Origin of the sequence: Parachlamydia acanthamoebae (assembly GCF_000875975.1) — a bacterium.
GTDB classification, from domain to species: domain Bacteria; phylum Chlamydiota; class Chlamydiia; order Chlamydiales; family Parachlamydiaceae; genus Parachlamydia; species Parachlamydia acanthamoebae.
The window spans coordinates 1-16,084 of record NZ_BAWW01000066.1 but is presented as its reverse complement, the minus strand read 5'-3'; the positions used below and the strand labels follow the sequence as shown (position 1 = coordinate 16,084).

At 38.8% G+C, this 16,084-nt stretch carries 12 protein-coding genes, 1 tRNA gene and 1 pseudogene; 12 read left to right on the top strand and 2 right to left on the bottom strand.

Annotated features, from left to right (window positions below):
- Positions 1–173: 173 nt before the first annotated feature.
- Positions 174–806: a carbonic anhydrase gene (locus AOM43_RS09750; protein ID WP_006341395.1), complete on the top strand. Its 633-nt coding sequence runs from the start codon at positions 174–176 to the stop codon at positions 804–806.
- Positions 807–857: 51 nt separating this feature from the next.
- Here the strand turns inward: AOM43_RS09750 and AOM43_RS09745 are convergent, their stop codons facing one another.
- Both AOM43_RS09745 and gap read right to left on the bottom strand, forming a co-directional pair.
- Positions 858–2,012, bottom strand: coding sequence for a hypothetical protein (locus tag AOM43_RS09745; protein ID WP_006341394.1), 1,155 nt, complete (start codon positions 2,010–2,012; stop codon positions 858–860).
- 134 nt (positions 2,013–2,146) lie between these two features.
- Positions 2,147–3,172, bottom strand: a complete 1,026-nt coding sequence (gene gap / locus AOM43_RS09740; RefSeq protein WP_013924470.1) for a type I glyceraldehyde-3-phosphate dehydrogenase — start codon at positions 3,170–3,172, stop codon at positions 2,147–2,149.
- Positions 3,173–3,494: 322 nt separating this feature from the next.
- On the opposite strand from gap, the gene AOM43_RS09735 reads away from it, so the two are divergent.
- From AOM43_RS09735 to AOM43_RS13110, 11 genes and pseudogenes are all read left to right on the top strand, one after another.
- Complete coding sequence (locus AOM43_RS09735; RefSeq protein WP_059360044.1) at positions 3,495–6,464, top strand: insulinase family protein; 2,970 nt, start codon at positions 3,495–3,497, stop codon at positions 6,462–6,464.
- 112 nt (positions 6,465–6,576) lie between these two features.
- Positions 6,577–6,659, top strand: a tRNA-Leu gene (locus AOM43_RS09730).
- A gap of 107 nt (positions 6,660–6,766) precedes the next feature.
- Positions 6,767–7,852 (top strand): tyrosine-type recombinase/integrase, encoded by a 1,086-nt coding sequence (locus AOM43_RS09725; RefSeq protein ID WP_059360042.1) that lies wholly within the window; start codon positions 6,767–6,769, stop codon positions 7,850–7,852.
- Complete coding sequence (locus AOM43_RS09720) at positions 7,845–8,411, top strand: toprim domain-containing protein (RefSeq protein WP_059360040.1); 567 nt, start codon at positions 7,845–7,847, stop codon at positions 8,409–8,411. The genes AOM43_RS09725 and AOM43_RS09720 overlap by 8 nt, the downstream gene beginning before the upstream one ends.
- A 16-nt stretch (positions 8,412–8,427) precedes the next feature.
- Positions 8,428–8,868, top strand: coding sequence for a DUF5681 domain-containing protein (locus AOM43_RS09715; protein ID WP_059360038.1), 441 nt, complete (start codon positions 8,428–8,430; stop codon positions 8,866–8,868).
- Between the two features lie 400 nt (positions 8,869–9,268).
- Positions 9,269–10,297: a methyltransferase gene (locus AOM43_RS09710; RefSeq protein WP_059360036.1), complete on the top strand. Its 1,029-nt coding sequence runs from the start codon at positions 9,269–9,271 to the stop codon at positions 10,295–10,297.
- Between the two features lie 278 nt (positions 10,298–10,575).
- Positions 10,576–11,637, top strand: coding sequence for a phosphotransferase (locus AOM43_RS09705; RefSeq protein ID WP_059360034.1), 1,062 nt, complete (start codon positions 10,576–10,578; stop codon positions 11,635–11,637).
- 65 nt (positions 11,638–11,702) lie between these two features.
- Positions 11,703–12,194: a GNAT family N-acetyltransferase gene (locus tag AOM43_RS09700; protein ID WP_059360032.1), complete on the top strand. Its 492-nt coding sequence runs from the start codon at positions 11,703–11,705 to the stop codon at positions 12,192–12,194.
- Between the two features lie 68 nt (positions 12,195–12,262).
- Positions 12,263–13,261, top strand: a complete 999-nt coding sequence (locus tag AOM43_RS09695; protein ID WP_079978264.1) for a proline iminopeptidase-family hydrolase — start codon at positions 12,263–12,265, stop codon at positions 13,259–13,261.
- A gap of 149 nt (positions 13,262–13,410) precedes the next feature.
- The gene (locus AOM43_RS09690; protein WP_059360030.1) at positions 13,411–14,817 is read left to right on the top strand and encodes an RNA-binding domain-containing protein; all 1,407 of its coding nucleotides are present in this window, start codon (positions 13,411–13,413) and stop codon (positions 14,815–14,817) included.
- 912 nt (positions 14,818–15,729) lie between these two features.
- A pseudogene (locus AOM43_RS13110) lies at positions 15,730–16,084 on the top strand (transposase); the annotation flags it as partial.

Here is a 16,084-nt window from a genome sequence, read left to right as displayed (position 1 = left end):
ATTTTGCTTGCCTCTGCTGCTAGAGAAAGCTTAAAAGAATCTAAGTAAAGAATTTCACATAGTAGAGAGCAAAAAGGTGAGCTTTTAATATTTCGATGCAGGAACAGGTTGAAAATTTTGTTTACAACGCATAGTTTGAAAATAAGATTTTAACATATGTAAAAGGAGCTCCTATGAATCTGAATGCGATTTATTCTTTCTTGGCCTTTATGCTGATGCTCTCAGCAATTGGTTGTGCGTTAACGCCTGATGAAGCTATTCAACGTTTGATGGAAGGCAATCAGCGCTATGTAAAGGACCAACTTTTACATCCCGACAGAAATTTAATTAGACGAGAAGCTATTGGTTCTAGACAAGAACCCTTTGCAGTCATTTTAGGGTGTGCAGATTCTCGCGTTTCACCTGAAATCATTTTTGACCAAGGAATTGGGGATCTTTTTATTGTGAGAGTGGCAGGAAATGTTGCGGGCCCTGTTGAAGTCGATAGTATCGATTTTTCTGCGGAGTATCTACATTCCTCAGTCATTCTAGTTTTGGGACATGAAAGTTGCGGAGCTGTAAATGCTGTTTTAAATAAGCAAACCCAAGATATCGAAGCTGTTGCTGCACTGATCGAGCCGGCTATTCAATCTGTTCGGGGTAAAGAAGGAGATTTACTTGCTAATGCAGTGAAAGCAAATGTTAGAGCGATTGTTGCACAATTAAAAGAAACATCTGTAGTTAAAAGGCTTATGAAAGAGAATAAAATCAAGGTCATTGGGGGATATTACGAGCTAGTGAGTGGGAAAGTGGTTTTACTAGATTAATTAACTGAGAAAGCCCCTTCTCGTCAGGGTGAGAGGGGGCTGATTTTAAAGTTAAGCTTGGCTATCGTTAGACGCTGAAGAATTAAAATGATGATTGTTTTCAGAATGTTCTTCTGCATGCTCATCTTCTTGTTCTTCTTCTACAGCTTCTGGGAGAGATTCAGGCTCACAACTTTCAGTGGTTTCTTCATGATTAACCTCTTCAGGTTCATGAGAAGCTTCTTCAGGGATTTTTTCTTCTTCCGGAGTTTCTTCTTCTGGCGTTTCTATTTCGATTTCTTCTTCGTAAAGCCCCAATTCTTCGACCATACCTTCTTCCAGAGGAGGGAAAGCGATTTCCAGTTGCTCCAAATCCCGAAAGGGATCTTTATCAAATTCGTTCTCCTCTTCTCGAAAGGCTTGTGAATCTGAATCTTGAGAGGTCAAAGGTAGCTCTAGAGGAATTTTTTCCTCTCCTTCAGAACTTTCACCTTCTTGCTCTTCTTTAAGATCTTTCTTAGGTGTAAAGAAAACATTTTTAAACAATTCATTTTCTTTATAAAGGGCAATTGTCTCTGAGATAAGTGTTGGAGGGGGAGCCAACAAGGATGAAAAGAGAGATGTTGTAGGAGATCCTGCAGGTTGTACAGGAAGGCCTTCTATTTCTTCACCTAAATCTAAAGGCGCAATGAGATCAATTTTCTTTTCTTCTTTTTTGATCTCGCCTTCGGCACCTTCTTCTTTTTCATCGAAAGTTTGTTCTTCTTTTCCTTCTTCCCTTCCTCGCTTACGTCTATAATGACGTCTACGATCCCGTTTTTTATCTAAACGTGTTTCGCCTTTAGCGGCGACAGAAGGTTCTTCTGTTTTTGATTCGGCGCTTTCATCAGAAGTTGATTCGATCATTTTTTCAGCAGCAGGCTCTTTATAAGACTTAGGAGCTTGTTCCTTGCCTCCGCCAATTTTAATTGAACGATCCAATCCGACACTTTTCAAGACCATGCGAGTCTCTCTAACTTCAAGAATTTCGTAATCAGTGACAGGGACTAAAAAAGCCTTAGGTCGCTCAAGAGACCGAAAGAAAAATGAGTTTCCAAAGGATACGACTTCTACTGCATCAACAAAATATTCTTCCTGCCCAACACTTTTACTGCTGCGGACGACTATTTTGCACCCTTCTCGAGGGGTAATAACAGTTTCTATAATAGGTTCTCGTGTAAAATCCACGTATGCATTCCATCCATTTTAAGGTTTGTATGATTCAGAATAACGAGAGAATGATCAATGAGTAAACGAACACTCAGCATTCTGAATATTATTTTTTTAATGTTCTAGAGCTTTATATTTGCACCAACATTCATTTATCGTTGTGCAGCTAAATGCTCTCGAGATGCCATGTAAACTACAAGATCGACAATTCGGGATGCATATCCCATCTCATTGTCATACCATGCAATAATTTTATAAAAAGAGTCGTTCAAGGCAATACCAGCATCTTTATCAAAAATAGCTGAATAAGAGCTGCTGATGAAATCGCTTGAAACAACTTGTTCGTCGCAGTAAGCAAGAATTCCTTTCATTTCATTTTCAGAGGCCAATTTCATGGCTTTGCAAATGTCTTCATAAGAAGTAGGTTTACTTAAGCGAACGGTTAAATCTACTACAGAAACATCGGCTGTGGGGACTCTTAAAGCCATCCCCGTTAATTTCCCTTTAATTTCAGGGAGACATAAAGCAACAGCTTTAGCGGCTCCTGTAGAGGCTGGGATGATATTCTGACTTGCTCCGCGTCCTCCGCGCCAATCTTTTTTAGAAGGTCCGTCCACGGTTGGTTGACTAGAAGTCACTGAGTGGACAGTGGTCATTAAACCTTCTTCAATACCGAAATTATCTAATAAAACCTTTGTAATCGGGGCCAAACAGTTAGTTGTACAAGAGGCGTTTGAGATAATTCGATGAAGTTCTGGGTTATAGTTTTGATGGTTTACGCCCATCACAAAAGTGGGAATATCTCCTTTTGCGGGTGCTGAAATGATGACTCGAGAAGCCCCAGCTGTCAAATGTTTTTGCGCAAGCTCTGGAGTCGTGAAGAGACCAGTACATTCAAGCACATAATCAATTTTTAAATCTTTCCATGGCAGTTTTTCAGGGTCTTTTTCTGAAAGTACAATTGTTTTTTTCCCGTTAGCAACGATATGATTTCCTTCCGCATAAATATCTCCATCAAATCTGCCATGCGTAGAGTCAAATTTTAAAAGATAAGCAAGATTATCAGCGGGAACAACATCATTTATTGCGACAATGTTGATGTCGTTAAGTTTCGAGGCAATTCTGAATGCTAGTCTTCCAATTCGTCCAAATCCATTAATCGCAATATTTACAGACATGACTTTCCTCCGGTTTCAAAAATTAATACTTTCGATTTGTCCTAGCTTGGATGAGAGAAAAACACTGAGTCAAATAGAAAGTTTTGCGTTAACTCGAACTGATGATAACTCAAGCTTTAAAGAGCCATTACCTATGTAAAATAATAAAGCACCAAGGTGCATAATGTAAAGGGAAAGATCACCCCACTTTCCCTCACTCTTGCAGATTTTTATACGGTTAGTTGGTAAAAAAAGAAACAATCTTCTAGCATTGCTATTTTCTTTATATTCAAGGCTATTTATTAGCTTTTATTAGGCAAACCTATCATCAATAAAGGTTTTTATGTCATCTCCTATTTCGTTTGATACCGTTGGACAAAAATATTTGGATTTCGTCGTAACAAAGGTCATTCCCATCAAAGAAATTAATTGCGATTTGGTGGAGTTAGTTCACACACCAACAGGCGCAGAAGTTTTGCATTTAGCGAACGATGACCCTGAAAATATGTTTTGCTTATCTTTTCGAACAATTCCCAAGACTTCTAATGGGGTTGCGCACATTTTAGAGCATCTCGTGCTTTGTGGATCCAAGAAATTTCCGCTAAAAGACCCCTTTTTTAGCATGACACACCGCAGTTTAAATACATTTATGAATGCTTTTACGGGCGCTGATTTCACCTGTTATCCTGCTGCAAGTCAATTGTCTAAAGATTTTTATAATTTATTAGATGTTTATTTGGACGCCGTTTTTAAACCCAACTTGGCCTATCTTAGCTTTTTACAAGAAGGGCATCGACTGGACTTTACAGATCCATCAAATCTCGATTCCCCGTTAGAATTTAAAGGTGTGGTATTCAACGAAATGAAGGGGGCTCTATCTTCGGCAACAGCCCGTTTATCCGAGGCCATGTCGAGTGTGCTTTTTCCCACTCTGACCTATGGAATTAATTCAGGCGGAGATCCAAAAGAGATCCCTCAATTGACACATGAAGATCTTCGTCATTTTCATGAAGAGTTCTATCACCCTAGTCGTTGCTTATTCTTTTTTTATGGAAACATGCCTTTAGCTGGTCATTTAGATTTTATTACAAAAAATGCGTTGGTAAATAGTCGTAAAAAAGATCCTCTGTCCCTTTTGCCAAGGGAGAAACGATTTACGGCACCAAAAAAAGTGGAGATGAGCTATCCCATCGGTCAAGATGAGTCTGAAGAGAAAAAAACAATATTTGGTCTAGGGTGGCTAACAACACATATTCTAGAGCAGAAAGAATTGTTGGCCTTAACCATCTTAGATATTATTTTGATGGATACAGATGCCGCCTTGCTTAAATTGCCACTTTTAAAATCAGGTTTATGTACACAAGTGACATCCTCCTTGGATGGAGAAATTAGCGAAGTTCCTTATATTTTGGTATTCAAGGGATGTGAAAAAGGAAACGTTGAGCAACTCGAAGAAATCGTTTTAAAAGTTTTGAAAGAAATTAAAGAGGCTGGAATCCCTTGGAATTTGATTGAAAGTGCGATCCATCAGCTTGAATTTCATCGAACAGAGATAACCGGAAATCATGCCCCTTATGGCCTATCTCTTTATTTTAGAAGTGCTTTGATGAAGCAGCACGGAGCATCAGCAGAAGATGGATTATTGATTCACTCATTATTTAATACGCTTCGCGAAGAATTGGAAAAAAATCCAAATCTATTACAAGATGTCATGGAAAAACATTTGATTGGCAATCAGCATCGGGCAACAGTGATCATGACGCCAGATAAAGGTTTGGCGGCGGCTGAATTAGAAAATGAAAAGGCTGTTTTAAAGCAGATTCAAGAAAAATTAACTCCTGAAGAAAAACAAACAATTGCCAAACAAGCCAAAGATCTAGCAGCTTATCAAGAGAAAGAAGAAGATGTGGATATTCTCCCATCCGTTTCTTTATCGGATGTGCCAAAAAAATCGCAGGTATTTCCTTTGACAAAAGAGAAAGTCGGTATATTGGACGTTTTTTCACATCCCTGCTTTACCAACCAAATTGTTTATGCAGAACTCGTTTTCCCTCTGCCAAAAATTGCCCAAGAAGATCTCTATCTTCTTCGTTTACTCACTCTTTTGATGCCTCAAATGGGATGTGGAGGGCGGTCTTATGTGGAAAACCTTGAGTATATTCAAGCCCATACAGGTGGAATTGACACGATTCTCAATTTTACCCATAAAGTTGATCATGCAGAAGCTTTTACACCAAGTTTTCTGATTCGAGGAAAGTCGCTTTCACGTAAAACAGATAAACTATTTCCTCTCTTAAAAGAGATGGTGACTTCTATTGATTTAACAGACAAAGAGCGAATTAAAGAATTGTTAGCCAAGCATTACACTGGCTTGGAAATGAGCATCAATCAGAATGCTTTAAAGTATGCCATTAATCTTTCTGCAAGCGGTTTGGATATTGGTTCAAGCATTGCTAACTCACTCTACGGCTTGGAATATTTCTGGAAAATCAAAGAATTGGCTTCTAATTTTGATACAAAGGTCGATTGGCTTATTGAAAAACTGCAAACCTTGCAAAATCAAATCACAGGTTTGAAAGGGGCTCATCTTATTTTAGCATCTGATCAAGAAAAGTATGCAGATTTAAAAGCAAAGGGATTTTATGGGTTAGATCAACTTCCTGAGAAGTCTTTTACGTCTTGGGATCACTCATCTTATCAGTTAATTAAAGCTGGTTCACAAGGGCGCACGATTTCATCGCCAGTTGCTTTCACGAGTATGATGTTTAAGACATTGAATTACACGCATCCTGATATGCCCGCTTTAGCAGTTGTGGCACCGCTTTTTGACAATTTGATTTTGCATCCCAAATTGCGTGAGCAAGGGGGGGCGTACGGAGGAGGAGCTTCCTGTAATTCCTTAACAGGCAAATTTTATTTCTTTGCTTACCGCGATCCTAATATTGCAAGCTCTCTCAATGCCTTTGATGAAGCCGTACAAAGTATCTTGAGTGGAGATTTTGAAGATTCCGATTTGGAAGAAGCGAAGTTTGAAATTGTGCAGGGCATGGATTCTCCCGTTGCTCCTGGAAGTCGAGCCAGTGTTTCTTATGATTGGATGATTCAAGGAAAAACTCCCGAGATTAGACAATCTTTTAGAGATCGCTTACTGGCTTTGACCAAAGAAGATGTGCAGAATGCTGTGCAAACGCATATTCTTCCTAAAATGTCTACAGCTACTACAGTCGTATTTGCTTCAAAAGAGCTGTTTGAGCAAGAAAACCAAGTTCTCGCTAAAAATGGAAGAACTGTTTTACCGGTTGAATCTGTGTAATGAATGGGGGCAATCACAGGTCAAATCCTGTCATTGCCCTAAATTTTTTGGGAAAAGCGAATTTTATTTGACGATTAATAGGCAAAAAAAGTACCTTATTGTTTCTTCATCTGCTCGGATGGTGAAATGGTAGACACTAGGGACTTAAAATCCCTTGGGAGCAATCCCGTGCTGGTTCGAGTCCAGTTCCGAGCAATCTTATAACTCAATGAGTTATGCAAATGCTGCATAACCTCCTAACGATTGGTGCAAAACGCTGTGGCTCTACAGGGCCACTGCGAAAATCAATAGGAGGATTTAGCATGGCATATATTGAAGAAAGAATATTACCAGCCGAAGCTGGTAAAAAACCGAAAAAAGTCTATCGGGCCCGCATCCGTTTCAAAGGAAAGCCTGAAGTTTCCGACACCTTCAATTCGAAATCTAAGGCGATTGCCTGGGCTAAGAAAATGGAGGACAGCATTCGCGAAGGTCGCCTACTTCCAAGAAAGGAAGATTTAGAGCGGACTTTTGGTAATCTGATCGAACGCTACATCGAAAATGAACTTCCTAAAAAGCCTAAAAGCCTTGCCAAGCAAAAGATGCAGCTTTTGTGGTGGAAGTCTCATTTAGGTTCTTATTTTCTCAATCACATCACTCCAGCTTTGATTATCGAAGTGCGAGACAAGCTGTTTCATGGACTTTCCCGTAGAGGTAAGCCTAGAAGCACGTCTACAGCTAATCGTTATTTAGCTGCCTTAACCCATGTCTATACGATCGCCGTGAAGGAATGGGGATGGTGCAGTGAAAACATCGCTCTTAAGATTAGGCGCTCAAAAGAAGGTAAGGCACGCGATAGATTTCTTGAGAAAGAGGAAATTTCTCGTTTGCTTTCCGCTTGCAAGAAAAGTAAAAGCCCTTATCTTTACCCAATAGTTCTCATTGCATTAACAACCTGTGCAAGAAAAGGTGAAATTTTATCGTTGAAATGGAGAGATATCCAATTTGATAGGAGAAAGATGACATTTAGAGATACTAAAAATGGAGAAACGAGATCTGTTGCTTTGAGCGATGTCGTCATCGATTGCTTGCGAAAAGAACAATCTAAGCGAATTGTGACGAGCGAGTATGTTTTTCCCTCTTTGGATGGAACTAAGCCGGCCGATTTTATGACTTCATGGAAAAAAGTAATCAAGGGTATCGGCCTTAATATCTGCTTCCATACGCTTCGTCATACAGGTGCTTCACATTTAGCTATGAATGGAGCGACGCCATTAGAGATCGCGCCTATCTTGGGCCATAAAACATTGGCCATGGTTAAGCGTTATAGCCATCTATCCACTTCCTCCACTGCGCAAGCATTGAATAAAATGAACCAGTATATTCTTGAGGAGGAAAACGATGAATAAACCTCGAAAAAACAAAAAAAATGACGCCTCGCATCTGCTAAATAATAGCCTAGCTTTTGAAGGTTTTATGGAACTTCCGGCTGGCATTGTGATTCCTTACCATAGTATCGCCCAAGGGATGCTGAAGGTGAAAATACGCCGAGTTAACTGGCATGCTGATGATGAGTTGCCGAAATATGTAGAGGTGTCTGGCAGCAGCAAGCAACTTTCTTGTTTTGGCTCCATTCAAGAATCTATAGCAACTATCCTTGTAGAGTCCGAGTTTGATGCCATTTTGCTGCATCAAGAAGCTTATGACTTTTGCGCTAGCCTCGCTTTGGGTGGCGTATCCAAGAAACCCGATTTGGAAACTCATCTCCATCTACTCAAAAGTTCTCTCATTCTGTTCGCTTTGGACTTCGATGAGTCAGGCAAGAACGCCTTTAGCTACTGGAGATCGACTTATGCAAACCTTAGGGCTTGGCCTGCACCTTTGGTTAAAAGCCCTGGCGATGCCTATCTGAAAGGTGTAGACTTGAGGAGGTGGGTTTTAGAGGGACTAGAATTTTACAAAAAGTAAATGCTGTGGATGGAAAATGCCTGATAATACAGACAAAAAACAGAAAATTCGATACCAAAAGGGGCAATCAGGCAATCCAAAAGGAAGACCGAAAGGATCTAGAAATAGAGCAAGCTTGATGGCCGAACACCTATTTATTGCTGACGTCGAATCTATTTGCAAAGCAGTGATTGAAAAGGCAAAAGCTGGTGACATGTACGCCGCTAAAATTATTTTGGATAGACTATTACCACCCAAGAAAGATGGGTCCGTCAACATTCAGCTGCCTGAGATCGCAACTTCTCACGATGTTTTGAAAGCTATACAATGCGTTACTCAAGCTATTGCTAATGGAAATATCACTCCCTCTGAAGGAGAAGTTTTGGCCAGAATTCTGAATATCCATGCGACTGCTATTGAGCTGTATGAATTTGAACATACCCTTAACGAACTTGAACAGAAGAGATCTAAAATTTGAAGCGAATAAATAAAAATAGACTGGCCAAGCTCAAAAAATCTGTTTCAAATGCTAAAAGCAGGCCAAGGTTAATTATAATGAAAAGTCCACATGATCCTTTTCCTGAGAATCTTGGTAATGGGCCTATTTTAATGGTCCCTGATAACGGACACCGTTTTCCCTATAAACCAGATAAAGAGGAAGAGGATTGATTGCTTAGCAAGGAATACTTCATGAAAGGATTTAATTATTCCCTGTATTTGTGCTTCGCAATGCGTAGTGTTTCTCTGAACAAAAGAGCTTGCTTTTAACCTGAAACTCTCCATAAAATTTAAGCTTAAAACCAGAGTCGGAGTGCAAGCCATATTTTCTATTTGTGCAAGGTTTTTTGAACCCTTAAATCCGTATGGATGTACTTAAAATGAATCAAACTATGAAAAATAATATAGTCGACAATAAAAATAAGCTCACCGAAATGTCATATGCTTACGTACTTTCAAGAGCAATTCATGTTGCTGCTACTTTAGGCATAGCAGATCATTTGGTACAAGGTCCAAAAAGCGCTAATGAGCTGGCCATATCAGTTAATGTTGAACCACAGCCTCTTTATCGGTTGTTACGCACACTTGCAAGTCATGGCATATTTTTAGAAGAACAAGATAACTCATTTGCCTTAACGCCCCTTGCTCAGTTATTGGTTACATCAAATCCAGACTCTGTAAGATTGCTTTTGATGAAAGAAGATGAATCACGATGGAATGCTTACGGAGACTTACTTTATAGCATAAAGACAGGAAAGCCAGCATTTAATCATCACTACGGTGTAGGTTATTTTGATTATATCGCCAAAAACCAACAGTTATCGCAATCTTTTGATTTGGGTATGGCAAATCTATCCGCTAAAGAAGATGCTCTTATCGCAAATAGCTTTGATTTTTCTACTTGCCACTCAATCGTAGATCTTGGAGGTGGCAGTGGTGGTTTATTAGCTGAAATTTTAAAGAAAAACCCGTCATCACAGGGTGTTGTGTATGAACTTGCTCATTTGAAGGATCGAGTAGAAACTTTTCTTCAAAATCAAGGTCTTTCGTCACGTGGAAAATTTGCAAGTGGAAGTTTTTTCCAATCAGTTCCCGAAAACTCAGATTTATATATGCTTAAGAGAATTTTGCATGATTGGGACGACCCTTCATGTATAAGAATTTTAAAAAATTGCTCAAAAGCAATGAGATCTACGAGTCGACTGCTCATTATTGATGCTGTAATGCCTGAAGGTAATATTCCTCATGAAAGTAAAGATTTTGACCTCTTTATGCTCGCGTTATTTGGTGGCCAAGAACGTACTCAAAATGAATGGGAGAGGTTGTTGGATGCTTCTAATTTAAAACTAACAAATATTTGGCCTACCCCATCTTCACTTGCCATTATTGAGGTGCAATGCATAATTTAATCGTTGAATTTTAAAGACATGATCTCTTTTCTCTTTCTGTATTGAGTCATGAAAAGTTTGGCATTTCCTCATTCAAATGCTAATATTTTGATATCATGAAAGCTAATTGTCTACTATATTTTCTCTCGATAAGTTAGGTGGCGTTATGCGCCGTTATCATTATGGTCGATTCGGAGATTCTAAAATTCCTTGGCACAGTAAAAAACTTAGAAAAATGAATCTCAACACGGCCCTATTTTTAAAATTGAAACTCAACAGCTAATGAAATAGTAGCTTTCATGAAACTTTTAAATAGAATATGGCCTTTTGTTGCAATTTTAACGGTGGAGCATGTCCCGTCGATCGCATCAGAGGAGATCTATGATGGAATGTCACCATGGTTGATGTGTCAGGTGAAAACCGCCATACATGATTACTTTGATGTGCATGAACGAAGGAACATCCAAATAAAGCCACTGAAAGGAGGCTACTCTGCTACAAGCTTACTTTTGGATGTCGCAGGAAAAAATTATGTTTTACGTGTGATCAAAGAATCTGAACCTCCTCTTAGAGTCAAAACAGAGCTCTATCCAATGCAGCATGCCGCAGCATCTGGGATTGCCCCTGCAATCTACTGGATAGGGGCAGACGGGCATGCTATTCTAATGGACTATATTGCCGGAGGAACGCTCAATATTGAGACAAGTAAAAAACACGACGTGATAGTAAGAGTGGCAGAAGCCATGCGTAAAGTACATACTCTACCAAAAAATCCATTTATGGCACTTTCCTTCGAAGAACGTATGGAAAAATTCTATCAGGAACATTTACAAGAATCAAACAACCGTAACATCTTTGAATCTGCCATGACTATTATTCGAGAAGGATCCACTAAGCTACAAAGTCTTGGATCCTGTTTAACGAATACTCATGGAGACTTAAGTCCACGCAATATTTTAGCTTCAGATCAAAGAGTTTACTTTATCGACTGGAGCGAAGGCATGTATACCGATCCATTTCAGGATCTGGCATATTATTCTATCCTCATGGATTATAATTCTAATGAGAATGCCTTGTTGTTGCAAAGCTATTTGCAAAAAGACCCTACAGCAGAAGAAATGACAAGATTTCTAATTGCAAAAAAAATGAACTTTGCACGTTTGGCGCTGGGGACTCAAAATATTGGAAACATGCTCAGCTCAGAGAAAGAGAATAAGATCTTACCACCTCTTCCTCTCAAAGAGTGGTCATACTATATTAGCGCTTTTGCTAATAATGATAGCGTTCTGCCAGCAGAATTTTTTTGGGAATTTGCTCAGGTGGCTTTAAAATTAGCTGATTCAATTGAAATTTGCCATTAAAGTGATTCTACCCGAATGATTTTTTATCTCTTAATTAAAAATTAAATTTAAAAACTAGAATTTCGATGACATTACAAAAAATTATTATTAGAAAATATAAACCTGAAGACGCTCAGGCTTTAGCAGATATTTATTACAACACCATCCATCAAATTAATATTCAACATTACACAGAAGAACAGGTTAAAGTCTGGGCTCCTGAGACTACTCTGGAGTCGAGTAGATGGGCAAAGAAATTTGAAAGGACCAACCCATTTGTTGCAATTATTGATAACATAATAGTAGGTTTTGCTGAATTTATACCAGACGGACATATCGATTGTTTTTATTGCCATCACAATTGGATTGGAAAAGGGGTTGGGGCCGCACTAATGGGAGCCATTCTTGAACAAGCGCGTGCGCTTAATATTGCTCGTATTTTTGTAGAAGCGAGTATCACTGCGAAACCGTTTTTTGAAAAACATGGCTTCAATACTGTCTCCAAGCAAACAGTGGTTCTTGCTGGAATAGAGCTCACAAATTATGTAATGGAGCGCCGCTTGAATGTGTCTGTTTAGAAATTGAGCGAAATATCTGGATTTGAAATTAATTGTTAAAACTAAATAAATTATAAGAAATTTTGACTATGTTCAACCTTTTAAAAATATCATTGTCAATATTCATAACGCTATTTTTTGGATCTTTTGCATTTGCAGAAGAAACTGAAGAAGATTTAAAGGCGGCTAAATTAAATGGAGCAGAGTTTGTTCATTTAGATAACGGCTTTAAGGTTTGGACAAAACGTGTAGGAAATGATCGGGTTAAAATACTTACACTGCACGGAGGACCTGGTCACACACATGAATACCTTGAGTGTATGGAGAATTATTTTTCTAAAGATCAATTTCAGATAATTTTTTATGATCAGTTAGGTTCATACCATTCCGATCAACCAAACGACCCATCTCTTTGGACAATTGACCGCTTTTGTGAGGAGGTAGAACAAATTAGAAAAGCATTAAATCTCAATGATTTTTATCTTTACGGACATTCTTGGGGAGGTCTATTAGCCATTGAATATTCCTTAAAGTATCAAAGTCATTTAAAAGGAGTTATCCTTGCTGGGATTACTGGGAGCGCAGATTCTTATGTCACACATTATAATCATTTAATTTCAAATCTACCTTCGTCAATAAAAAACAGCTTAAAATTATATGAAGAAGCTGGTGATACTCAAAATCCAGCCTATGAGAAGCTTTTATTTGATGAAGTTTATTCTAAATATCTATGTCGGTTAAAACCATGGCCAGATTCCCTTTTAAGATCATTTCGTCATTTAAATACTCAAGTTTATAATGTAATTCAGGGTCCAAACGAATATATAATTACGGGTAATTCTAAAGACTGGAGTCGATGGGCTGATCTCCCAAAAATTACCATTCCTACCCTCCTTATATGTGGACGATATGATGCAATGGACCCGAATGATTTAGAAAAAATGGGATCGTTGATTCCAAATTCTAGAACAAAAGTATGTGAAAATGGAAGTCACTGTGCCTTTTATGACGACTCAGATGTTTATTTTGAAACAATTCATAATTTCTTAAAGGACGTTGAGGGATGTAAAAGAAAATTAGGGGATTAGGAGGAAGTGGTGGCAAGGGAGATGCAGAATTTTCGCTTACGTCCTAACACGTGCTGATATTTTTGATGGATGAAACCTAGAGCCTCTGGTATGCTTCCCATAAAAAACTACGAATACCATATTGTTAGCTCGGCTACAAAAGAAATTTTATGGATCTAAACGACCTGAAAACAGTCATTTTACGAGGCGAAGATAGTCGTCACCAATTCAAAGAAGATATTCGCAATGGGGATTCTTTAGCTGCAGAGATGGTGGCATTTTCGAATTCGCGTGGTGGTTACATTTTCATTGGTGTATCGAATAAAGGGGATTTAGTTGGCCTTTCTAGCATGGATGTAGATAGGATCAATCAACTTATCAGCAATAGTGCGAGTCAGCATGTAAAAAGTCCGATTACGATTCATACGGAAAATATTTCTGTAAGAGCCGATCGAGTGGTGATTGTGTTGACGGTTCCCGAAGGGATCGATAAACCTTATTTTGATAACCAAGGTGTCATTTGGTTAAAAAGCGGAGCAGACAAAAGAAGGATTCATTCTAAAGAGGAGCTAAGACGTCTTTTTCAGGAAGTAGATCTCATACATGCTGACGAAGTTCCAACACGAGCGGGGGTCGAGGTTATAAATTCAAAGCACCTTCAGGATTTTCTTAGAGATGTTTTTCATGAAGTCTTACCTGATTCAAGTACGGAAAGGCTTAGACTTCTCGAAAATATGAACCTATCCACCAATAACCAGCTAAATCTTGCCGGTCTTCTTTTGTTTGGTGATAAACCACAGCTCTATAAACCAGAATTTGTAGTTAAAGCCGTCACGTTTGCTGGTACAAATATAGGCGATAGTTATTTAGATAGTGAAGATTTTGAGGGAGCGCTTCCAGCTATTTTCCAAGGAGCGTTGTCGTTCATCATGCGAAATTTACATAAAATTCAAAAACAGAGGGGAGTTAACACAATTGGGGCACCAGAAATTCCTCAAGTTGTATTTGAAGAACTTTTAGTCAATGCCTTGATTCACCGCGATTATTTCGTCAGTGCACCTATAAGGCTGTTTATTTTTGAGGATCGAATCGAGATCATTAATCCAGGCAATTTACCCGACCATCTCACTATCGAAAAAATTCGCGCGGGAAATTCTATTCAACGCAACCCCATTTTAGCTTCTTTTGCTGCTAAAGGGTTGCTTCCGTATCGAGGCCTTGGAACTGGAGTAAGGCGTGCGCTGCAAGATTGGCCGCAAATTCAATTTACTGATGATCGAGATGGGTGTCTTTTCACCTCTATAGTAACAAGAATAAAGGTGCATGACTTGAAAAATAAAGATGCATTAAAGGTGCAAGTTGAATTTGAAAATGCACCTATAAATGCACCTTTATCCGATTTGCAGGAGCAAATTTTGGACATTATTCGCGAGGATTCAAAAGTGTCTTATGAATTTCTTATGATGAAGCTTGGCAAGGATCGGACTACAATTATGCGAAATATTCAAAAATTGAAGGAAATGGGAATGGTTCGACGATCTGGATCAAAAAAGACCGGCTCTTGGGAAATTTTGTAATTGTTTTTCTGCCTTCGTTAATAAAGATGTTGTAATAACGCAAATTCTGCACGATAACATCATGCATGTTATCGTGCAGAATTTGTGTTTTCAAAATCTCAAATCAACCTCTCTATACTTGATATTTTTTGGGCTCTCCTGGGTCAGGAGATTCGCGACTTCTCATAACAAATGGAACAATTGCGCATATTTTTCTGGAAGGCAACCCTCTTTCATGCTATATTGTAGGCATCAAAGTTAGGCTGTGTTACGCAGCGTTATGAAGGCTATGGAGACTTAAAATCCCTTGGGAGCAATCCCGTGCTGGTTCGAGTCCAGTTCCGAGCATCTTTTATTCCCAGTACTTTAGATCTAAGAGTTTACGCAATCAATTGCGTAAACTCTTGCAATACGCAATTTTTACGCACTCCGCCAGATAAGACCAGCATAATTCTGTCTTTTCATTCGACATTTTCCATCCCCCTTTTTTTCTGTGACCACTGTGACATATGTAACGTAAATTGCTTATTTTCTTTTTCGCAAAAAGGTAATTTTTTATTCCAAGTGCGTAAAAAGTGCGTAATATCGAATTTCTATACAAAAATCATCATTAAAAGATACACAAGGACATGTTTGCACAGGGGATATGATATCCCTTGTTGCTATTTATGCTCTATTATTCTAAAATTTTCTACTAATAGCAGGTTATTATGGGCACAATAAGGGAAGTTACACGAAAAGACGGAAGCACTTCATTTCACGCAGAAGTGAGGCTTAGAGGGTATCCATCTCAAAGATCATCTTTCAGAACAAAGTCGTTAGCCAAGAAATGGATTCAAGATGTCGAAAGCGGAATCCGCGATGGACGTCATTTTAAAACGGTAGAGTCGAGATATGATCAAAAGTTGTGTATGAGGTGAAAAAAAGAGAGCTGAATATCTGGAACTTTACAAACAATCGAAAGAATTTACCCATCAATCTCCTGCAGTAAGAAATGGTTACTTACCAGAAAAAAACATTCAAACCGGTCTTGGCCCAATTGCAATTCGCCTGCCTAGAATAAGACATAGAGACAATGGCAAGTTCACAAGTGCGATTTTGCCACCTTATTTGAGAAGGACACAAAGTATAGATGCGGTTATTCCTGCTTTGTATCTTAAAGGAATATCCACCCTAGATTTTCCGAAAGCTCTGGAGGCAATTTTGGGAGAAAATGCTAAAGGACTATCACCCACAAATATCGTTAGATTGAAAGATTCATGGACAACAGAATATCAAAATTGGCTCA